General features: G+C 66.6%; 18 protein-coding genes. 8 read left to right on the top strand and 10 right to left on the bottom strand.

The window, feature by feature from the left end; genetic code table 11:
* Window positions 1-95: 95 nt before the first annotated feature.
* Window positions 96-770 (bottom strand): MtrAB system response regulator MtrA, encoded by a 675-nt coding sequence (gene mtrA / locus BS38_RS0107235; RefSeq protein ID WP_011692552.1) that lies wholly within the window; start codon window positions 768-770, stop codon window positions 96-98.
* Between the two features lie 513 nt (window positions 771-1,283).
* Between mtrA and BS38_RS24605 the strand changes: the two genes are divergently transcribed.
* From BS38_RS24605 to BS38_RS0107265, 6 genes are all read left to right on the top strand, one after another.
* Entirely contained in the window at window positions 1,284-2,471 is a 1,188-nt protein-coding gene (locus BS38_RS24605) for a glycerophosphoryl diester phosphodiesterase membrane domain-containing protein (RefSeq protein ID WP_051628775.1), read from the top strand.
* Between the two features lie 104 nt (window positions 2,472-2,575).
* Entirely contained in the window at window positions 2,576-3,214 is a 639-nt protein-coding gene (locus BS38_RS0107245; RefSeq protein WP_231511111.1) for a DUF4129 domain-containing protein, read from the top strand.
* Entirely contained in the window at window positions 3,211-4,464 is a 1,254-nt protein-coding gene (locus BS38_RS24610; RefSeq protein ID WP_081818840.1) for a DUF4350 domain-containing protein, read from the top strand. Before BS38_RS0107245 ends, BS38_RS24610 begins: the two co-directional genes overlap by 4 nt.
* A complete protein-coding gene (locus BS38_RS0107255) occupies window positions 4,461-5,489 on the top strand; it encodes an AAA family ATPase (RefSeq protein WP_028270193.1) in 1,029 nt (342 codons plus the stop codon). The genes BS38_RS24610 and BS38_RS0107255 overlap by 4 nt, the downstream gene beginning before the upstream one ends.
* Window positions 5,490-5,493: 4 nt before the next feature.
* On the top strand, window positions 5,494-6,786 hold the full coding sequence (locus tag BS38_RS0107260) for a DUF58 domain-containing protein (protein WP_028270194.1): 1,293 nt from the start codon (window positions 5,494-5,496) through the stop codon (window positions 6,784-6,786).
* Between the two features lie 27 nt (window positions 6,787-6,813).
* A complete protein-coding gene (locus BS38_RS0107265) occupies window positions 6,814-7,527 on the top strand; it encodes a DUF4166 domain-containing protein (protein ID WP_028270195.1) in 714 nt (237 codons plus the stop codon).
* Here the strand turns inward: BS38_RS0107265 and BS38_RS0107270 are convergent.
* The 6 genes from BS38_RS0107270 to BS38_RS0107295 form a co-directional block, all read right to left on the bottom strand.
* Entirely contained in the window at window positions 7,524-8,549 is a 1,026-nt protein-coding gene (locus BS38_RS0107270; protein WP_028270196.1) for a hypothetical protein, read from the bottom strand. The two genes, BS38_RS0107265 and BS38_RS0107270, sit on opposite strands and share 4 nt — an antisense overlap.
* A 3-nt stretch (window positions 8,550-8,552) precedes the next feature.
* Complete coding sequence (locus BS38_RS0107275) at window positions 8,553-8,981, bottom strand: chorismate mutase (protein ID WP_028270197.1); 429 nt, start codon at window positions 8,979-8,981, stop codon at window positions 8,553-8,555.
* Window positions 8,982-9,115: 134 nt separating this feature from the next.
* A complete protein-coding gene (locus BS38_RS0107280) occupies window positions 9,116-10,810 on the bottom strand; it encodes an ABC transporter ATP-binding protein (RefSeq protein WP_028270198.1) in 1,695 nt (564 codons plus the stop codon).
* On the bottom strand, window positions 10,807-11,832 hold the full coding sequence (locus tag BS38_RS0107285) for an ABC transporter permease (RefSeq protein ID WP_028270199.1): 1,026 nt from the start codon (window positions 11,830-11,832) through the stop codon (window positions 10,807-10,809). Before BS38_RS0107285 ends, BS38_RS0107280 begins: the two co-directional genes overlap by 4 nt.
* Window position 11,833: 1 nt before the next feature.
* Window positions 11,834-12,925, bottom strand: coding sequence for an ABC transporter permease (locus BS38_RS0107290; RefSeq protein ID WP_028270200.1), 1,092 nt, complete (start codon window positions 12,923-12,925; stop codon window positions 11,834-11,836).
* A 128-nt stretch (window positions 12,926-13,053) separates the two neighbouring features.
* Complete coding sequence (locus tag BS38_RS0107295) at window positions 13,054-14,688, bottom strand: ABC transporter substrate-binding protein (RefSeq protein WP_028270201.1); 1,635 nt, start codon at window positions 14,686-14,688, stop codon at window positions 13,054-13,056.
* Window positions 14,689-14,985: 297 nt separating this feature from the next.
* On the opposite strand from BS38_RS0107295, the gene BS38_RS0107300 reads away from it, so the two are divergent.
* On the top strand, window positions 14,986-15,813 hold the full coding sequence (locus tag BS38_RS0107300; protein ID WP_028270202.1) for a caspase family protein: 828 nt from the start codon (window positions 14,986-14,988) through the stop codon (window positions 15,811-15,813).
* Between the two features lie 7 nt (window positions 15,814-15,820).
* On the opposite strand, the gene BS38_RS0107305 is transcribed toward BS38_RS0107300, so the two are convergent.
* Both BS38_RS0107305 and mnmA read right to left on the bottom strand, forming a co-directional pair.
* On the bottom strand, window positions 15,821-17,461 hold the full coding sequence (locus BS38_RS0107305) for a hypothetical protein (protein ID WP_156037078.1): 1,641 nt from the start codon (window positions 17,459-17,461) through the stop codon (window positions 15,821-15,823).
* Between the two features lie 129 nt (window positions 17,462-17,590).
* Window positions 17,591-18,733, bottom strand: coding sequence for a tRNA 2-thiouridine(34) synthase MnmA (mnmA, locus tag BS38_RS0107310; protein WP_028270204.1), 1,143 nt, complete (start codon window positions 18,731-18,733; stop codon window positions 17,591-17,593).
* Window positions 18,734-18,967: 234 nt separating this feature from the next.
* Here mnmA and BS38_RS0107315 point away from each other — a divergent pair, with 234 nt between their 5' ends.
* The gene (locus BS38_RS0107315) at window positions 18,968-20,242 is read left to right on the top strand and encodes an NAD(P)/FAD-dependent oxidoreductase (RefSeq protein WP_043437960.1); all 1,275 of its coding nucleotides are present in this window, start codon (window positions 18,968-18,970) and stop codon (window positions 20,240-20,242) included.
* Here BS38_RS0107315 and BS38_RS0107320 read toward each other — a convergent pair.
* Window positions 20,221-21,450, bottom strand: coding sequence for a cysteine desulfurase family protein (locus BS38_RS0107320; RefSeq protein ID WP_028270206.1), 1,230 nt, complete (start codon window positions 21,448-21,450; stop codon window positions 20,221-20,223). The two genes, BS38_RS0107315 and BS38_RS0107320, sit on opposite strands and share 22 nt — an antisense overlap.
* Window positions 21,451-21,493 lie beyond the last annotated feature (43 nt).

Raw genomic sequence — 21,493 nt, forward strand, 5'->3', positions numbered from 1 at the left:
CGTCGGTGTGTTCCGGAGCGCTGTGGACGTGGGGGTGTTCCGTTTTTGGCGGTCGGGCTATCTCCGGCTCATTGCCGGCGTCGCCGCTGGACGGTTCAGGAACCTGCTTTGTAGCCGACACCACGGACCGTCAAAACTACTTCGGGGGCTTCGGGGTCGCGCTCGATCTTTGACCTCAGCCGCTGGACGTGGACGTTCACAAGGCGGGTGTCTGCCGCGTGCCGGTATCCCCAGACCTGCTCCAGCAGCAGTTCGCGGGTGAAGACCTGCCACGGTTTACGGGCAAGCGCAACAAGCAGATCGAACTCGAGGGGCGTCAGCGAAATGCGTTCGTCGTTCCGGCTCACCAGGTGGCCGGCCACATCAATGGTGATGTCGGCGATGCGAAGCGTTTCGGGGGCCTTCTGGTCACCGGGGCGGAGCCGGGCGCGGACACGGGCCACCAATTCCGCCGGCTTGAACGGTTTGGGAACGTAATCGTCCGCCCCCGATTCCAGGCCGCGGACCACGTCCGAGGTATCCGACTTGGCGGTCAGCATGACGATGGGCGAATCCGACTCGGCGCGGATCTGCCGGCACACTTCGATCCCGTCCATGCCCGGAAGCATCAGGTCAAGCAGCACGAGATCAGGCTTCGAGGAGCGGAAGACTTCCAGCGCCTGCCCGCCGTCCGCGCAAAAGACGGGCTCAAATCCGTCATTGCGCAGGACAATACCGATCATCTCGGCCAGCGCTTCGTCATCGTCCACTACCAGAATGCGTGCCTTCATAGTTATATATTCGCCTATTGAATGGGCTTTGTCCCGTTGAGGGCCGACACGGCATGGCGCGGGGACCCGCCGTACGGGGCGCGCTTCCGACGGCGGGTCCCCGCCACAGCGGGAAGAATCAGCCGGAAGCTATGAGGCATGCAGGCAAAACTATAGGCTGGGAGCGGGCCGGACGGTGCAGTTCACCGCCGGTCCGGAGCGCCGGGCGGAAGTTGTGGCCGGGCGGCTCGCGGACAGCGTCTTTTGGGGAGGAACAGGTTGTCAGAGCAGGATCCGAACGCGTGGCCCGGGGAGGGCAAGCCGCAGCCGGTGCAGCCACTCCCCTGGGACGCACCCGCGCAGTGGAACGCACCGCCGCCCGCCTATGGCGGCCAGCCCCAGTGGGGCTCCCCCCATCCCGGAACGCAGCCGGCTCCTCAGCAGCCGTACGGTCAGCCAGGATACGTTCAGCAGCCGTACGGTCAGCCGGGATACGTTCAACCCGGATATGTCGCCCCGCCAAAGCCCGGCGTCGTGCCCCTGCGGCCCCTGTTGTTCGGCGAAATCCTGGACGGGTCGTTTCAGACCATCAGGCGGAACGCCGGGGCGATGCTGGGGGCGGCACTTCTTGCCCAAACCCTGGCAACCGTTGTCAGCGCAGTCGTTACAGCGGAGACCGAATCGCGCGGACAGTCGATCGCAACGTGGGTGTCCGGCATGGCTCCCCCCGAAATGATCGGACTGGGCTTTGGCCTCCTCATCGGCGCCGCCATCCTAGGACTCCTGTCCTTCTTCATCTCCATCGTGCTGCAGGGTGTGATGGCCGTTCCCGTGGCCCGGTCTGTCCTGAACTGGCGCACGGGATTCAAGGAGATGTGGAAGCTGTCGCGATCCAAAATCGGATCGCTGCTGGCTTATGGCGGGCTGCAGCTCCTGGCGGGCATCACCCTGGGCGTCGTGCTGGTCGGCGCAGTGGTGCTCCTGGTTGACGGCATGCGCGGATCGTCGGCATTGATCCTCGTCCCGCTGTTCCTCGGTTCCATGCTGATCGTGGTGTGGCTCTCCATCCGGCTCCTCCTGGCGCCGACGGCGATCGTCGTCGAGCAGCTGGACGTCCTTGACGGCCTGCGGAGGTCCTGGCAGCTCACCCGTCACAGCTGGTGGCGCATCTTCGGCATCCTGTTGGTCATTTCCCTCCTGATCGGCATCATCAGCCAGATTGTGCTGATCCCCCTCGGGCTCGCCTCCGGCGGGCTCTCCTCCGTCATCGCCCCGCACGGCGACGACGCCGGCCAGCGCGCCCTCGACGCGGGTCTCGGGATCGCTGCGATCATCGTCACCGCAGTGATCGGGGCTGTCGGCTACGCTTTCCAGACTTCGGTGATGGGGCTCCTCTATTTTGATCTCCGGATGCGCAAGGAGGGCCTTGACCTCGCCCTCCAGCGGCAGCTCGAATCGGGCAACGAGGCCGACGGCGTTCCCGGACGCGGTGTGGCCCCGGAAGTGAACTTCGCGGGACGACCTCCCACCGGCAACTGGCCCCAGCCGCCTTACGGACACTCGCCTTACAACTCGCCGTACGCGCAGCCACCGTATAACCCGCCGCCGGGCTACGGGCCGCAGCCCCCGTACAACCCGCCGCCGGGCTACAACCCGCCCGGCTACAACCCGCCGCCGAGCTACGGGCCGCACCAAACCAATCCGCCGCCGGGCGCCGGATGAGCCGGCCAGGCCCATACGAGTCGGCATCCGAAATGGCGTCTCCGGCCTGGGTGGTTCTGCAGTCGACGTTGGACCGCGCGCAGGTTGTGCCTCCCGCTCCACCAGTGGAACCCGGCAGCGAGGAGGCCCGCAGGTGGGCCGCCGAAGAGCTCTCCAAACCCGTCTACCAGGACGCGCAGCCCGACTGGCTCACCGACCTCTGGCGGCAGTTCACTGACTGGCTGCGATCCCTCGGCAGCGGCGACCCTGCCATGGACAGCGGAGTTGCGGTACCGGCCATCGGAGTGACAATCCTGGTCCTCATCGCCGTCGCTGTCCTTCTCGCGCGCCCCCGGTTGAACGCCCGGCGCCGGCGCCCCGCCGGGGACGACGTGGACGCCGATCCTTCCGTCAGCCCGGCCGAATACCGGCGGCGCGCTGCGGCAGCCGCGGCGCGCTCCGAGTGGCGTACCGCCGTCGTCGAACAGTTCCGCGCCATGGTCCGGTCCGCGGAGGACCGCACGGTCATCGATCCCCTGCCCGGCCGGACGGCGGACGAGGTGGCCGGCCAGCTGGCCGGGGCCTTCGGCAGCCATGCCGCCGAACTCCGTCACGCTGCCGGCATCTTCGACGCTGCCCGGTACGGCAGTGCCGACGCCACGGCCAGCGACCATGCCGTGCTGGTTGCGCTGGATCAGCGCCTGGACGCAGCAAAGCCCGACTTCGGACAGCCTGCCGCAGACCGGCTGGTGCTGCCACGATGACGCCCGTCCTCGAATCAGCGAACCGGCCGGTAAACGACGGAGGAGCGGCCGACGGAGACGCCGCCAACGGCGCTCGCCCGGTCCGCCCCCTCGCCGCATGGATCCGCCGTCACCGGACGTGGACGGTGCTCATCCTGGTCTTTTCCCTTGGCGTGGGGCTGACGATCATGGCCCAGCTCTCGCCCCGCGGCGACAGCTTTCCCCTGTCCACACGCAACGCAGCTCCCGACGGGGCACGGGCAGCGGCCGAGATTCTGCGGAGCCGGGGGGTTGACGTTCGCCAGACCGATAACTTCGGAGCGACAATGTCCGCACTGGATGACGCCGCCGAATCCGGCGCCTTTGAAGCAGGCGACGGCACCGGCACCACCTTGTTCCTCTACGATCGCAACGGCTACCTGGACCCCGTGCAGCTGCAGGAGTTGCGGCAGGCGACGGACCGGCTGGTGGTGGTCACTCCCCGGCTCAGCACGCTCAGCGCTCTTGACCGCGATATCAGTCCTGCCGGAGTGGTGCCGTCCGGAGTGCCAATCCTGGATCCCGGCTGTGGGCTCGACGATCCCGCAGCAGCCGGGGCCGTCACGGCGGAGTCCGCGTACCTGTACAAGGCCGACCTCGCCTGCTATGAGCCTACCGAGGGTCTGGGCGGACTGTATGCCGCCAGTGACGATGGCAGTCTGGTGGTGCTGGGCAGCACCCAAGTACTCAGCAACCGCCGGCTCGATGAACACGGCAATGCGGCGTTGACGCTGAGGACGTTGGGGGCCTCGGACACCCTGGTCTGGTACCTTCCCGGGCTCGCTGACGTGGTCGCTGAGGACACACCCAAGACCCTTGACCAGCTCGCCGCGCCGTGGGTCTCCTTCCTCGGCCCCTGGCTAGCCCTGGTAGCCGTGCTGGCCATGGCCTGGCGGGGCCGGCGGCTGGGACCGCTGGTCTTCGAGCCGCTGCCGGTGGTGGTCAAGGCCGTGGAGACTGCCGAGGGCCGCGCCCGGCTCTACCACGACGCCCACGCCGTGGACAGGGCTGCTGACAACCTCAGGGCCGGTACGCTGGTCCGCCTCTCCCGGCTCCTCCGGTTGGGACCGGAGGCTGAGTCATCGGCAATTGTCGACGCCGCCGCACGGCACCTTGGGCGAACCCGCGAGGAGACCGCCCGCGTCCTCGAAGGCCGCCCCCACACGGAAAGCGAGCTGGTCCACTGGGCCCAGCAGCTGGAATCACTAGAGAAAGAGGTAACCGCCCAATGAGTGAGCAGACCAACGGATTCACCCAGGGCGGCCCCGGCGGTCCGGCCCTGGCAACGGCGGAGGCAGCACCCGGCAGCGATCCCGTCCGCCAGGCCCTCCTCAACGTGCGGCACGAGGTGGCCAAGGCGGTCGTCGGCCAGGACGCCACCGTCACCGGAATGCTGATCGCATTGCTGTGCCGCGGGCATGTCCTGCTGGAGGGCGTTCCGGGTGTGGCCAAGACCCTGCTCGTCCGGACGCTTTCCGCCGCCCTGAGCCTGGACACCAAGCGCGTGCAGTTCACGCCCGACCTCATGCCGGGCGACATCACCGGCTCACTGGTTTTTGACTCCCGGACATCGGAGTTCAGTTTCCGCGAAGGCCCCGTGTTCACCAATATCCTGCTCGCCGATGAGATCAACAGGACACCGCCGAAAACGCAGGCGTCCCTGCTGGAGGCCATGGAGGAACGCCAGGTTTCGGCAGACGGCGTCTCCCGGCAGCTTCCCGTACCGTTCATCGTGGCAGCCACGCAGAACCCGGTGGAGTATGAAGGCACCTATCCCCTCCCGGAAGCCCAGCTGGACCGCTTCCTGCTGAAACTTGCCATGCCGTTGCCGGGGCGTGCCGATGAAATCGAGGTCATCCGCCGGCACGCGGCCGGCTTCGACTCCAGGAACCTGGCCGCCGCCGGGGTGCGCGCGGTCGCGGGTGCGGCAGAGCTGGAGGAGGCGCGCGAAGCAGTGGCTGCCGTGGTGGTGGCGCCCGAAGTCACCGCCTACATCGTGGACATCGCGAGGGCCACCCGTGCCGCCCCTTCCTTCCAGCTCGGGGTGTCGCCGCGCGGCGCCACCGCCCTGCTCAGTGCCGCCCGTGCGTGGGCCTGGCTGTCCGGGCGGCAGTTCGTGACCCCCGATGATGTGAAGGCCCTGGCCCTCCCCTGCCTGCGGCACCGTGTTGCCCTGCAGCCGGAAGCACAGATGGACGGCGTGCATGTTGACGGGGTGCTCGCGAGCATCCTGGCAACTGTGCCCGTGCCCCGCTGACGCCATGGCCATTTCCGGACGGTTCGTACTTCTGGCCCTGGCAGGGCTGGTGCCCGTGCTGCTGCTTCCCGGCTGGGGTACGGTCCTGGTGGTCTGCCTGGTCCTGGGCGCACTGCTGCTGCTGGACCTTGCCCTGGCGGCGCCGCTGCGGAAGATCACCCTGGACCGCACGCTTCCCGGGAACGTCACGCTGACAGGCAGCTGCGAATCCGTCCTGACCATCGGGAACACCGGTCCGCGCCGGCTCCGCGCCCTGGTGCGGGACGCCTGGCAGCCGTCCGCCGGTGCAAAGGATCCGCGCCAGTTCATCGACGTTCCGGCCGGCGAACGGCGCCGGATGAAGGTGCGGCTGGAACCTGCCCGGCGGGGCGACCTCAAGGCACCGCATGTGACCCTCCGGGCTTTCGGCCCGCTGTGGCTGGCCGCACGCCAGCGGACCCTCCCGTGTCCCGGCGCCGTGCGGGTGCTCCCGCCGTTCCACTCACGGCGCCACCTGCCGTCCAAGCTCCGAAAACTGCGCGAGCTCGACGGCAAGGCGGCGGTCCAGATCCGGGGTGCCGGCACCGAATTCGATTCCCTGCGCGACTATGTCCGCGGTGACGACGTGCGCTCGATAGACTGGCGCGCTACGGCGAGGCGGTCCGCCGTCGTCGTCCGTACCTGGCGTCCCGAACGGGACCGGCGCGTGGTCATCATGCTGGACACCTCCCGGACGGCGGCGGCGAGGATCGACGATGAACCCCGGCTCGATACCGGAATCGAGGCTGCCCTGCTGCTGGCCGTCCTTGCCGAACGCGGCGGCGACCGTGTGGATTTCTTCGCATTCGACCGCCGGACGCGCGGCCGGGCAGGCTCCGCGTCGAAAGGAAACCTGCTGGGACAGCTCGTGCAGGCCATGGCCCCGTTGGAACCGGAACTCATTGAGCTGGACTGGAGCCAGGTCCCTGGCCAGATCCGGCAGATATCGGCGCACCGTTCGCTGGTGGTGCTGCTGACGCCGCTGGACAGCGGCGCACCGGAAGAGGGACTGCTGCCGATGGCCGCCCAGCTGGCGCAGCAGCATGTTGTGGTGGTTGCCTCCGTCCGGGACCCCATGCTCGGTACGATGCAGAAGGAACGTACGACGGCGGCACAGGTGTTCCGCGCGGCGGCCGCCGAACGGGCACTGCTGGAACGCGAAGCAGTCGCCATCCAGCTGCGCCAGATGGGGGTGGAAGTGGTGGACGCCGAACCCCACCAGCTGCCGCCCGCACTGGCGGACGCCTATATCCGGCTCAAGGCCGCGGGCAGACTATGAACGACGTGTCGAAACCAGGAGGCCAACGTGACAACGCCTATCTATGAACGCGCTCTGGGCAGTGACTTCGCCCGGCTGCAGCCCGAGCTCCAGGAGTACTTTTCGCTTGCTCCCGGCTCAGGCCGCTACGGCGTCGGAGAAGGGGTCTTCGACGTTGTGGGGTGCCGGCAGCAGTGGCTCCGTCCGCTGCTGCGGCTGACCGCCGGGGAAGAAGCATTCTTTCCGGAATACGGGGAACGTATTCCCTTCCGGATCGAAAACCACGCACACCTCGATCCGTTCGGCCGGTCAAGCCTCACCGCCAGGCGCGAGATCCAGTTTCCCGGCCGCACCCGGTTGTTCCATGACACCACCAGCTTTGACGACTCCCGGAGCAAGCCGGGGCTGGTGGACTACGTTGGCCGCTACCGGCGCCTGGTCACCGACCTCAACCTGAGCGTGACCGCCGAAGGCAGGCTCCGCGGCGTCTCCGAATCGTCCCGGCTGTTCCTGGGTGCCCTGCGCATTCCGCTGCCGGCGGCCCTGGATGCCAAGGCGTATGCGGAGCAGTGGTGGGAACCGGCGGAGGGCGAAAACGGCAAGCACCGGATCCAGGTGAAGGTGATCCAGCCGCAGCTGGGACTCGTCCTGGTGTATGCGGGCAGCTTCGACTACCGCCTTCGCTCCTACCCCGGCCAAACCGCAGGGCAGGGCCACCTCCCGGGCTACGCCCGGCCGGACCGGTGGGAGAGCCGCGTCTAGCCGAGTGCCAGCTGGTTGAGCCCGTCCGCCACCTGGGTGAGCCGGGTCAGCACCGCAGTGGCGGACGACGGCGTGTGCCCGGCCAGCCCCTCCGACGGCGTCACCCGGATGGAGCCGAGTGACGAGGCGGGCAGCCCCAGCTGGCGCCAGGGCCGCCAGACGTTCTCCACTGCTTCCTGTACCCGGGGCAGTGCGGCTGACGGGTTGCCCGCGGCCACGACCCCGGCCCACAGGCTCTTGCCAGCTTCGACCGCGCCGGCTAGCTGTTCCCACTGGCGGGAGGTGAGCGCCTTGAGCGGGACGGCTATCCCGTCCGCGCCCGATGAGAGAATACGGTCGAAGGGCGCCTCTATTTCGTCAACCGCGATCACCGTTTCGACGGCACCGGCTGCCCTGGCCGCATCGATGACGAGGCGCCACGCCTCGGTCACTTCCTGCCCCGGGACGGCCCGCAGGGTCCGGTAGCCGCTGGATGTGGGAATGGTTCCTGCGAGGACCGCCGCAATATCAGGTTCATCGATCTGGACCACCAGCCGCGCCCCGGGCACAGCCGTACCGACGCGGGCCAGCAGATCACCGATGCCGGCGGCCAGTGATGCGGCGATATCGCGTCGGGCGCCGTAGTCGAGCAGGGCACGTTCACCGCTGTGGAGGTGGAGGCCCGCGGCCAGGCTCAACGGTCCGCGCAGGTGGACCTTGAAGTCGCGGGCCGGGCTGTCTTCCGTCCCGGCAACGTCGGCCAGGACGTTGATGTCCGTTGACAGCGCCGACTTCGCCCGCATGAGGTCTTTCCCCGGACGATCCACAATCCGCCATCCGTGGGGCTGAACGTCGACGGCCAGGTCCACCAGCAGTGACGCGGTCCGGCCGAGTGCATCGGAGCCGACGCCGCGGTCCGGAAGCTCGACGAGGAACGGCAGGTGCGGGTTCCCGAGTTCGCCGCGGACAATCCGCGTCGCCTCCAACGGATCGTCACCGGGCCACGGGCCCAGGGCGGTGGCAGTTACTTGCGATTCCGGCATGGCCTAGGCGTCGACGGCGGTGGACGGCGCCGGCCGGCTGGCGGCGGACCCGTTGTTCTCGGCGGCCTGGTGGTCTTCGGCGATGGCTTCGTGGTGCCGGATGACCTCACCGATGATGAAGTTCAGGAATTTCTCCGCAAATGCCGGATCGAGGTGGGCTTCCTCCGCGAGGCGGCGCAGCCGCGCAATCTGGGCGGTCTCCCGGCCCGGGTCCCCGGCAGGCAGCCTGTGCGTTGCCTTGAGGAACCCGACCTTCTGCGTGGCCTTGAACCGTTCGGCAAGGAGGAAGACGAGCGTCGCGTCGATGTTGTCGATACTGGACCGGATGGACAGCAGTTCCGCCATGACCGATTGGTCCACTTGTCCGGCCAATGAGCTGGCTGAGGGGTCGTAGGATTCGGCGCCTGGAAGATCTTGGTTCTGCTCGGTCATGCTCCCAGTCTATGGGCACCCCGCCAATTCCCTGTGGCTGTTAAGCGTCCCCGCAACGTTCCAGCGGAAGGTTGCCCGGGGACGAAAATGCCCGCCGTCCGGAACGGACGGCGGGCATTTCCTGCGAAGCGGAACTAACCGGCCAGCAGCGCGCGGTTGGCTTCCCGGCGCTTGGCCTGTTCGTCCGGATCAGGGACGGGCAGCGAGGCGATCAGCCGGCGCGTGTAGTCGTGCTGGGGTGCGCCCATCACCTGGGTGCCCAGCCCCTGCTCCACGAGCTTGCCCTTGTAGAGCACACCGACCCAGTGGGACAGGATGTCGACTACCGCGAGGTCGTGGCTGATGAACAGCGCGGCGAACCCGAACTCCGCCTGGATGTCCTTGAACAGTTCCAGCACCACAGCCTGGACGGAAACATCCAGCGCCGAAGTGGGTTCGTCGGCAATCAGCAGCTTCGGGTTCAGGATCAGTGCCCTGGCCAGTGATGCCCGCTGCCGCTGTCCGCCGGACAGTTCGTGCGGGAACCGGTCAGCGTACGACGCCGGCAGCTGCACCGATTCGAGCAGCTCACCCACGCGTTTCCTCGCCTGCGCCGGCGAGGGATTGCTGTGGATGATGAGCGGCTCGGCAACGCAGTCACCGATGGTCAGTTGCGGGTTGAAGGATGCCGCCGGGTCCTGGAACACGAAACCGATTTCCTTGCGGAGGGGCTTGAACGTCCGCTCTTTGAGGTTCAGCATCTCGTAGCCCAGCACCTTCAGGCTGCCGCCCGTGGTGCGGTTGAGGCCCGCGATCGCGCGTCCGATAGTGGTCTTGCCCGATCCCGATTCACCGACCAGGCCGAAGACCTCACCCTCGGACAGCGTAAAGCTCACGCCGTCCACGGCTTTGAAGCCGGGGCTGCCCAGCCGGCCGGGGTATTCGATGGTCAGGCCCTTGGCTTCGACCAGGACTTTGCCGCCCTGGTGGGCCCGCGCCGTCAGTCCCTCCGACGCGGAGTTCCTGCCCAGGTGCGGCACCGCCGCCAAAAGCTTCCGCGTGTACTCCTGCTTCGGCTCAGCGAACAGCACCTTGGCGGTTGCCTCCTCCACCACGTCGCCCTGGTACATCACCACCACCCGGTCGGCGAGATCGGCCACTACCCCCATGTTGTGGGTGATGAGCACGATCGAGGTGCCGTACTTGTCCCGCAGGTCCCTAAGCAGCTGGAGGATTTCAGCCTGGACGGTGACGTCCAGGGCTGTTGTGGGTTCATCGGCGACGATCAGCCCCGGATTGAGTGCCAGCGCGGCCGCAATGACGACACGCTGTTTCTGGCCTCCGGAAAACTGGTGGGGATAGTAGTCCACGCGGTTTTCGGGGTCCGGGATGCCCACTTTCCGGAGGGCTTCGATGGCCCGGGATTTGGCTTCCTTGGCGGACACCTTGCCGCCCTTGCCGTGCGCATGGGCACGGATGCCTTCAGCGATCTGCCACCCCACGGTGAAGACGGGGTTCAGCGCAGTGGACGGTTCCTGGAAGACCATGGCAACGTCCCGGCCGCGGATCTGCCGCAGCTTGGCCGCGCTGACGCTGATGACGTTGTTCCCGTTGATCAGCACCGCACCGGAGCTGATGGCGGTCTCCGGGAGGAGGCCGAGGATGGTTTTGGCGGTGACGGTCTTGCCGGAGCCGGACTCGCCGACGATCGCCACCACTTCGCCCGGCCTGACCTCGAGGCTGACGTCCTTGACTGCATAGACGTCCCCGGCATCGGTGGCGAAAGTGACCTTGAGGTGGTCAATATCCAGGACCGGGCCGGTGCCGCGCTTGTCGATGTTGGTAGTCATGAACTGCTCACTTCTGCTTGGATTCCTGCCTTCGCGGCTGCGTTCGAATCGGGCCCGCCCTTGCCGGAAGCGGCCTTCTTGCGTCCGCGCAGACGCGGATCGTTAAGATCGTTGATGCTCTCACCCATAAGGGTGAGGCCCACGACGGTCAGCACGATGGCGAGGCCCGGGAAGACGCCGGTCCACCAGATGCCGGACGTGGTGTCGGCCAGCGCCTGCTTGAGGTCGAAGCCCCACTCGGCCGCCGAGCTCGGTTCGATGCCGAAGCCCAGGAATCCGAGTCCGGCCATGGTCAGGATGGCTTCGGAGGCGTTGAGCGTGAAAATCAGCGGCAGGGTGCGGGTGGCGTTCTTGTAGATGTGCCGGCTCATGATGCGGATGTCGGACGCCCCGACTACTTTGGCCGCTTCCACGAAGGGTTCGGCCTTGAGGCGGATGGTTTCTGCCCTGATCACCCGGAAGTACTGCGGGATGAAGACCACGGTGATGGAGATTGCCGCGGCCATGATGCCGCCCAGCAGGCTGGATTGCCCGCCACTGATGACGATGGCCATGACAATGGCCACCAGCAGGGAGGGGAAAGCGTAGATGGCATCCGCGACGACGACGAGGATCCGGTCGAGCCAGCCGCCGATGTAGCCGCTGACGAGTCCGAGGATGACGCCGATGAAGATCGACATCAGGACGGCGACGACGATCACCATGATGGCCGTTTGCGTACCCCAGATGACCCTGGACAGTACGTCGTAGCCGCCCACCGTGGTCCCCAGCAGGTGCTTTCCACCGGGTGCCTGCTGTGCGGGGAAACTGCCGTCCGCGTCCGAGAGCTGGGCGTACCCGTAGGGAGCCAGGAGTGGCGCGAAAATGGCTGTCAGCACAAAGGCGGTGGTCAGGATGAGTCCTGCCACCAGCATTCCGCGCTGCAGGCCCACGCTCTTGTTGAAGTGCGAGATGACCGGCAGCCGGCGGAACAGCGGAGCCCGGGGATCCGCAGCAGGTTCAACAGTTGTAGGAGTGCTCATATCAGTACCTCACGCGGGGGTCGATCAGCGCAGCAACAATGTCCACGATGAAGTTGGTCACGGCCACGATGACAGCGAGAAGGACCACAATGCCCTGGACCGCCACGAAGTCGCGGGCCGTGAGATAGGTGGCCAGCTGGAAGCCAAGGCCTTTCCATTCAAAGGTGGTTTCCGTCAGTACGGCACCGCCGAGCATCACGGCAATTTGCAGGCCCATCACCGTGATGATGGGGATCAGTGCGGGCTTGTAGGCGTGCTTGGTGACCAGCCGGAATTCGCTGACGCCGCGGGAGCGCCCGGCCTCCACGTAGTCCCGGCCCAGGGTTCCGATGACGTTGGTGCGGACCAGCCGCAGGAAGATGCCTGCAGTCAGCAGGCCCAGGGCGACGGCCGGCAGGACCGCGTGCGCCATGACGTCGCCCAGGGCTGCCATGTTGCCGCTGCGGATGGCATCCAGCCAGTAGATGCCGGTGGGCGACTGCAGCGAGGTGAGCTCCAGTTCGCTGGAGGTCTTGGCGCGGCCGGCCACGGGGAGCCATCCGAGCCATACGGCGAACGTGAGTTTCAGGAGCATGCCGGCGAAGAACACGGGTGTGCCGTAGCAGACGATGGCGAAAACGCGCAGGACGGCGTCGGGTGCGTGGTCCCTCCGGTAGGCGGCGACCATGCCCAGCGGAATGCCGACCAGCCGGGCCACGAGCAGCGCGTTGATGGTCAGTTCCAGAGTGGCTGAGCCGTAGGTGGCCAGCATTTCCGTGACCTGGCGGTTGTCCGAGAGGGTGGTGCCGAAGTTGCCTGTGGCCAGTTGTCCCAGGTACTCGAAGTACTGCACGAGGATCGGACGGTCATAGCCTGCCGCGGTGATCCGCTCTGCCAGCTGCTCTGGCGGCAGCCTGCCGCCCATGGCCGCCGTGATGGGATCGCCGGTGATGCGCATCAGGAAGAATACCAGCGTCACGAGGATGAAAATTGTAGGAAAGATCAGCAGGAACCTGATCAGGATGTATTGGCCCAGTCCCCCGCCGGACGACTTCTTCTTTGACGGCAGCAGGCCGTCGGCGTCGGTTGGCGGCGCCTCAATCAGTGTTGTCATTGGTACCTAAATGTGTGCTTCCGGCGGCTTCGTGGGCCCCGGAATCTGTTGCCCTGGCTCAGCACGAAAGGCGGGACGCCGTGGCGCCCCGCCTTTTCGGCTGGCCTGGACCGGATGGAGAACTGGACCTACTTGGAAATTACGCCAAGCCGGGTCTTGAAGGATGCGTCCAGGGTCTTTTCGACACCCTTGACATCCTTTCCGGCGACCATAAGCTGGGCGCCCTGCAGCAGCGGCAGCGTGGAAAGATCCTTGGCCACGGCCGTCTGGGCTTCGCCCAGCACCTTTTCGCGCTCTGCCTTGTCAACGGTGGTGAGCTGGGACTTGATCAGCTCGGTGACGGATGCATTTTCGTAGTGGTTCTTGAGGAAGTTACCCGGAACGAAGAACGGGGTCAGGTAGTTGTCCGCGTCCGAGTAGTCGGGGAACCAACCGAGCTGGTACACCGGGTAGGCGTCAGCAGTGCGGTCCTTGGAGTAGGTGACCCACTCGGTGGACTGCAGGTCAACCTTGAACAGTCCGGACTTTTCGAGCTGTTCCTTGATCATGGCGTATTCGTCGCCGGAGGACTTGCCGTAGTGGTCCGGGTTGTACTGCAGCTTGATGTTCACCGGTGCGGTGACTCCTGCATCGGCGAAGGCTTTCTTGGCCTTGTCCAGGCTGGGCTTGCCGTTCCCGTCGCCGTACATCTCCTTGAGGGGCTGGATCGCGCCAACGAATCCGTCGGGCACCACGGAGTACGCCGGCAGGTAGGTGCCCTTGTAGACCTGGGTTGCGATGGCGTCGCGGTCAACGACGTTGGCCATGGCCTGGCGGACGGCGAGTGCCTTGGCGGGGTCGGCGTCGGCAGCCTTGGCACCGAACGGCATGGTGTCGAAGTTGAACACGATGTAGCGCAGCTCACCGCCGGGGCCCTTGTGGACCTTCACCTTGGAGTCCTTCTCCAGGTCGGCGGCGTCGGTTGCCGTCAGGCTGCGGCCGGCGACGTCAATGTTCCCCTGCTGGACGTCCAGCTTGAGGTTGTTTGAGTCGGCGTAGTACTTGATGGTGGCGCCGTCATTTGCGGGCTTGCCGAGCAGGCCCTTGTAATCCGGGTTGACCTTCAGGCTGACGAGCTCGTTCTTCTTGTAGCTGTCGATCGTATAGGGGCCGGCGAACGGTTTGCCCTTGACGATTTCGTCGTCGGTCATCAGCTTGTCCGCCGGGAAGACCTCTTCGTCGATGATCGGTCCGGAGTTGGCTGCAAGAACGCCGGGGAAGACCTGGTCGTTGCCGGCCTTGAGGGTGAAGACCACCGTGGTGTCATCCTTGGCGGCGACAGACTCAAGGTTGCCCAGCAGCGAGGCGGGACCGTTCGGATCCGCGATCTTGACCACGCGGTCGATGGAGAACTTCACGTCCGAGGATGTGAGTGCGTGACCGTTGGCAAATTTGAGGTCCGACTTGAGCTTCACGGTGTATTCCGTGGGGCTGGTGAATTCCGCGGACTCCGCGATGTCAGGCGTAGCGTCGGCGGTGCCCGGCTTGGCGTTCAGGAGGAACGGGTAGATCTGGTTCATCACCATGAAGGAACCGGCATCATAGGACCCCGCAGGATCGAGGGTAACGACCTTGTCGGTGGTGCCGTAGGTAATGGTTCCGCCTCCGGCACCGCCGGTGGAAGTTCCGCCGCCGCCGGACGGACCTGTGCAGGCTGTCAGTGCAAACGCGGAAACACCCGCGAGCGCGATAGCGCTGTGCAGGGCCTTTTTGTTCATTGCCATCTGTGGACTTTCTGTTCGATGAGTACACGCGTGCCGCCACGCAACTGGATCAGTTGGACTCGGTGGGCGGGACGTTGTCCTGATCACACGATTCAATCAGACCCGAGAGCGGTGAATCGTTACAACCTGTGAGTTGAGACACAAAATTTACCTGATTGGGTCAAAACTATCGTTTTCTTCAGCGTTCCGGCCGTATCAGCCTCCGACAGAACGACGAGTGAGTGCCTTAGGGAATCGCCATTGAAGAGTCTCCTTCCCGGGAATAGAGTTGCCCTACCCGGCTGAAGGGAACTGACCATGGGCAAAGCCGCCCTCTGTGTGGGGATCAACGAATTTGAACACCTGCCGAAATCCAGCTGGCTGCAGGGTTGCGTCAATGACGCCCGCGACCTCGCGGCACTGCTGCAGACCGGATACGGTTTCGCCGAGTCGGACATCTCGCTGCTGCTGGATTCCCGGGCCACGAAAGAGCGGGTGATGGCGCAGCTGGATGCGATGATGGACCGCGCCGCCGCGGGCGAACTCCAGCACATCGTCTTCACCTTCTCCAGCCACGGAACGCAGATTCCGGACACAAGCAACGACGAAGCGGACCGGCTGGATGAAGCCTTCGCCTGCTACGACATCAACAACACCGGCGACTCGTGGGATCCTGCCACCGTCATTTCGGATGACGAACTGTTCACCCTCTTTGCCCGCTTGCCGGACGGCGTGCTGATGGACGTGGTGCTGGATACCTGCCACAGCGGCACGGGCCTGAAATCTTTGGATCTGCTGCCCGGGCGCCGGCCCCGCTTCCTGCCGGCACCGACTCCCCGCGGCGTTGCTGCCACGGAGTTCAACGACACCAGGGCACTGCGTGACCTGGTGAAAGCCGGCCCGGGAGTCAAGCCCGTGCTTTTGGCCGCCTGCCGGGCTGACCAGACCGCTGCCGACGCCTTCCTGGACGGCCGCTACAACGGAGCCTTCACGTACAACTTCATCAAGGCGGTCACCGGCGACGGCGCCCTGGGCCGGGCGGACATCCTCAAACTGGTCAGCAAAGGCCTCAGGGCCGGCGGCTTCGACCAGGTGGCGCAGCTGGAAGGCTCGACGCCGGCACGGAAGGCCCCCTGGGGAAGCTGACCGCGGCTCACTCCTGGCGCTCTTCCTCCGGGTGGAAGGTGGCCACGGGCATTTTTGTCCCGGCTTCCCTTTTGATGGTTTCTAGTTTGGCCTGCTGCCATTCCGCGTCCATGACCGGCTTGAGCGCCGCGAAACACAGCCTGCCGCCCTCATCAAACCGCAACAGGCCTCCGCCACGGACGGTGTAGTAGTCGCTGTCCACGCGGAGACCGAGCTTGTTCCTGGCCTCGCTTTTTGACATCGTCACGGACTGGACGAAGGAGGCGCCGATTTCGGAAACAACGAAACCGTCCGGCCCCACCCGGGTACTGGGACGTACGCGGTTCACGACGATACTCGTGTCCTGGTCGATGCCGGCAGCCTCGATCAGCCGCGGGTTCTCCCACATGAAGCGGTTGACCTCCTCAGGATCGGCGGCCAGGGCAGACAACCGGACCGGGTAGCGCAGATCGCGAAGGTGCTTGAGTCCGTCCAGCAGTTCATCGGGCTCCGTGGAAAGGTCAATGTCCCAGAAGGCGTCGCGCACGGCCTGCCGGTACCCCATCATGTCCGTCGGCACCAGTACGGCATCTGCTGCGAGGATTCCCCGCAGCAGGTCCTCCCAGCCCGGGTCCACCGGCGGCATGTAGGCGAGCCCCCGCAGCACCATGCCCAGCATCTGATGTCCAAGATGCGCCCCGGCTTCGGCCACCTGGTAGCGGCTGGACCGGCCGCCCGGCCGGTCCAGCCGCTGCAGCCACAGCCGTACGACGGCGTCCAGCACCCCCTTCACGGCAATCTCGCCGCGCCGGTGGGGTTCGGGATCCAGCCGCCACTCGAAGGGCACGTCCACGTCGAGCGGCCGCCTGGCCGCGCCCCGCGAGAACAGCCCGTCGGCCAGCCCGAACAGCCCGGAGGCCAGGACTTCCTTCTCCATGTTCCGGGCGGGCACGGTTCCGGACTTCCCGTCCGGGCCCGGAACAGCCACTGACAGCTGTTGTTCCACCCGCTCAGGCGAGGAAAACACGCTCAGCATGGCCACCAGGTCGGCAATGCATTCGTGCAGCGCGTAGCCGTCCAGCAAGGCATCGCTGTCTGTCCACTGGCGCCGGTAACCGTCCAGGATCGCGTGCGTCACCTCATGGGCGACCAGGTCGTGATAGAGCGCCAACGGGACAGAATGCGTGGAACGGTCGTCGGTCCGGTGCCCGAAACGGATCAGGCCGCGTTCGCGGTCGTAGCCGGTGGAGGCGTAGGGGATCTTGTCATACACACTGATGAGCAGCCGGTGGCCCGAGGCCCAGCCCATCCGGCGCCCCAGGGTGACTTCAAATGCCTGTAGGGTTGCGGTCGCCACCGCATAGACATGCTGTGCGAGGAACCGGCTGTCGGTCAGCAGCTCTTCCAGCCCGGCGGGTGCGTCCTGGTCGTCGATGCACCATTCGTTGCGGTCCACGGACAGGGAAATGGGCCGGGGACCGTCAGCCCCGGGAGCCCGCACCCGCAGGGCCAGACGTGCGCCGGCCGGGCCGTTGACCACCCTCTCCACCGGTACCCGGATGCTGGTGGTGAGGGGCTTTCCTGACTTGCGGGTGAAGGGGCCCTCGGCAAGGGCGGTCAGCGCCACCATCTCGAGGCCATGCCCTATTCCAAGCGCTGCAGAGACCATTGCGGGCCTGCTTTCCTCAACTGAGCAGCCGCACCGGATGAGGTGGCGGCCTGCTTCAAGCCTGGTTCCCCAGGCCTCAATTATTGCGGTCGCAGGCGTAATTGACTACGGCCAGCCGCGGCGGGACCCCTAGTGGAGTTCCGCGCGCTGCAGCGAGCGCGCGGCGTCAATGGTGGCCTGTCCCAGGACCCGGCTTCCCTGGTAGAGCACCACGGTCTGTCCGGGGGCCACTCCGCGCAGCGGGGTGGCAAGGGTGACCACAAGATTCGTCCGCTCGGCGCCGTCGTCGTCCGTCAGCAGTTCCGTATGCGCCGTTGCGGGAACAGGATCGCCGTGTGCCCTGACCTGGGCGTGGCAGTCGAACTCTTCGCCGGTGGCGATTTCCGCAATCGGCAGGCCGGCCCACGATACTTTGATGCCGCGGATCTCGTCGATGGCCAGGAGCGCTTCGGGGCCCACCACTACCTTGTTTTCCTTGGGCCGGATCTCCAGGACGAAGCGGGGCTTGCCGTCGGCGGCCGGGGTGCCGAGCTTGAGGCCACGGCGCTGGCCCACGGTGAACGCGTTGGCGCCGGGGTGTTCTCCCACCTTGGACCCGGTTTCATCCACGATTTCGCCCGTGGTCATGTCGATCTTTTCGGCAAGCCACCCGGCGGTGTCGCCGTCCGGAATGAAGCAGATGTCGTGGCTGTCCGGCTTGTTGGCCACCGACAGCCCGCGGCGCTCGGCCTCGGCGCGCACTTCGGCCTTCGAGGGGGTGTCCGCCAGCGGGAACATGGAGTGCTTGAGCTGTTCGTGGGTGAGGACGCCGAGCACGTAGCTCTGGTCCTTGGCCCAGTCGGCGGCGCGGTGGAGTTCCGGGTTTCCGTCGGCGTCGGTGATCACCTTGGCATAGTGGCCGGTGCAGACGGCGTCGAAGCCCAGTGCGATGGCCTTTTCCAGCAGCGCCGCAAACTTGATGCGTTCATTGCAGCGCATGCAGGGGTTCGGGGTGCGTCCGGCAGCATATTCGTCGATGAAGTCCTGGACCACGTCTTCCTTGAACCGCTCGGAAAAGTCCCAGACGTAGTAGGGAATGCCCAGCACGTCGCAGGCACGCCAGGCGTCGCGGGAGTCTTCGATCGTGCAGCACCCGCGGCTTCCGGTACGGAGCGTTCCGGGCATCCTGGACAGCGCCAGGTGGACACCGACGACGTCGTGTCCCGCCTCGACGGCGCGGGCGGCGGCAACGGCGGAATCGACTCCGCCGCTCATGGCTGCAAGAACTCGCATGCTGGCTTTCTCTAGGGGAGGGTGTGGTGGTGCGGTGCAGCCCGTACCGGGCCGGCGTACTGGACGCGGCCGGATACACTGCATGCCCCACCATTCTACTGCCTCACCCAAGGGGGACCCGAAATCGCCTGCGCGGGCCCTTGACGGACTGAGCCGCGGCTTCTATTGTCAGGATTAGTATTTTTAGAAGCGGCCGGCCGACAAGACCGGCCTTCGCAGGAATCGAGCGGCACCATGTCTGTCGAACGGTCTGTCGAACGCATCGTCGGGCACCCCATCGAAAGCATCGTCGTGGCCGGCGCAGGCCTGGCCGGGGCCACCGCCGCCCGCACCCTGCGCAGCGAGGGGTTCGCCGGCAGGATCAGCCTCATTGGTACCGAACGCCACCACCCGTACCTTCGTCCCCCGCTGTCCAAGGAGTACCTGCTGGGCAAAGCCGGCGAGGACGCAGTCCACGTCGCTCCCGAGACCTGGTACACAGAGAACGACGTCGACCTCCGCCTGGGCGTGACCGTCGCCGCCGTCGACCCGGGCACGCACACAGTACAACTCAGCAACGGCGAGTCCCTCGACTACGATGCACTCCTGCTGGCTACGGGCGCACTCCCCCGGCGCATTCCCCTGCCGGGGAGCGGGCTCGACGGCGTCACCATGTTCCGGACCCTGGACGACAGCCGCCGCCTCCGGGAACAGTTATCGCCGGGCGGACAGAACGTGGTGATGGTGGGCTCGGGCTGGATCGGGATGGAACTGGCGGCTGCTGCCGTCGGCTATGGCAACCACGTGACGCTGCTCGGACTCGAGGACATCCCGCTGGCCGCCGCCATCGGACCTGAACTGGGCGCGTTCTTCCGCTCCGTTCACGAAGCACACGGTGTCCGGTTCCGCCTGCGCGCGACCGCCTCCGAACTCCGGGGCGACGCCGGCCGCGTCACCGCTGTGGTCACCGGCTCGGGCGAGGTGCTGCCCGCCGACATCGTGGTGATTGCCGTGGGTGTGGCCCCGGACACCCGGCTCGCGGAGCAGGCCGGACTGGTCCTCAGCAACGGGATACTGACAGACGCCTCCCTGCGGACAAGCGCCCCGGACATCTTCGCCGCGGGGGACGTGGCCAACGCCCTGCACCCGTTCACGGGGCAGCACCACCGCAGCGAGCATTGGCACAACGCACTCAATGGCGGAAAAATCGCGGCCAAATCGATGCTCGGCCAGGATGCGGCACTGGACACCATTCCGTACTTTTACACCGACCAGTACGGGCTCAGCATGGAGTATTCGGGCTTCCCCACGCTGGCCGCGGCCGCCGAACCGGTGATCCGCGGGTCCCTGGAGAGCAGGGAATTCATCGCGTTCTGGCAGCATGAGGGCCGCGTGGTGGCAGGAATGAACGTCAACGTTCCCCGCACGCAGAAAGCCATCAAGGCACTGATCTCCAGCCGGGCGGCCATCGGGCCGGGCCGCCTGGCCGATCCCGGCGTGCCCCTGGATCAGCTCCTGGCAGACGACTGACGGGCCACCGTGGCAGCGGTCTGGATGGTCGATTCGTGCCCGGCCATACCCGCCTGGCGGGCCCGCTCGTAGGCGCCCGGCAGTGCTGCCAGGAGGGCGTCGACGTCGGACTCCGTGGACGCGTGCCCCAGGGAAAAACGCTGTGCTCCACGCGCGGTGTCCTCATCGAGACCCATGGCCAGCAGGACGTGCGAGGGCCGTGGCACGCCGGCGGTGCAGGCCGAACCCGTGGACGATTCCACGCCGGCAAGGTCCAGCAGGAAGAGCAGGGAGTCACCCTCGCAGCCCGGAAAGGTGAAGTGCGCGTTGCCGGGCAGGCGTCCATCGCCCGGCGCTCCACGGAGGACGGCATCGGGGACGGCAGCCCGCACGCCGGCGATCAGGTTGTCCCGCAGCGCGGCGATCCGGGCCGCTTCGCCGGGGAGGTCTTTGGTCACGGCTTCGGCAGCCGCGGCGAAGGCGGCGATCGACGCCGTGTCCAGGGTCCCGGACCGCACGTCGCGTTCCTGCCCTCCGCCGTGCATCACCGGCGTCAGCTTGACGGCACGGCCCAGCAGCAGGGCACCGACCCCCACCGGGCCGCCGATCTTGTGGCCGGAGATGGACATGGCATCCAGCCCGCTGGCCCGGAAGTCCACCGGCAATGACCCAAAGGCCTGGACTGCGTCCGAATGAACCGGAACGCCAACAGCATGGGCCGCCGCAACCACCTCACGCACCGGCTGGATGGTGCCGACCTCGTTGTTTGCCCACATCACCGAGACGAGGGCGATGGTCTCCGGGTTCCGCGAGAGCGCCGACCCCAGCGCCGCCAGGTCCACCACGCCGTCGGAATCCACCGGCAGCCACGTGACCTCGGCGCCCTCGTGCCGCTCCAGCCACTCCACTGTGTCCAGGACGGCATGATGTTCGACGGCGGAGCACAGGATCCGCGTGCGCTCCGGTTTCTCGGCGCGGCGGGCCCAGTACAGGCCCTTGACAGCCAGGTTGTCAGCCTCCGTGCCGCCGGAGGTGAAGATGACTTCCGACGGGTGGGCCCCGGCAGCTGCGGCTATTGCCTCCCGGGCGTCTTCCACCGAACGGCGGGCCCGGCGGCCGGAACCGTGCAGTGACGACGGGTTGCCGGTCCTGGCCAGTTCGCGGGTGAGCGCCGCCAGGGCCTCGGCGGCGATGGGCGTGGTGGCGGCATGATCGAGGTAGACGGACACAAGCCAATTCTAGCCGCGGCAACCCGGCCCGCCCCGGCACCGG

The sequence above is a fragment of the Arthrobacter sp. UNC362MFTsu5.1 genome (genome assembly GCF_000685965.1).
GTDB lineage: Bacteria > Actinomycetota > Actinomycetes > Actinomycetales > Micrococcaceae > Arthrobacter.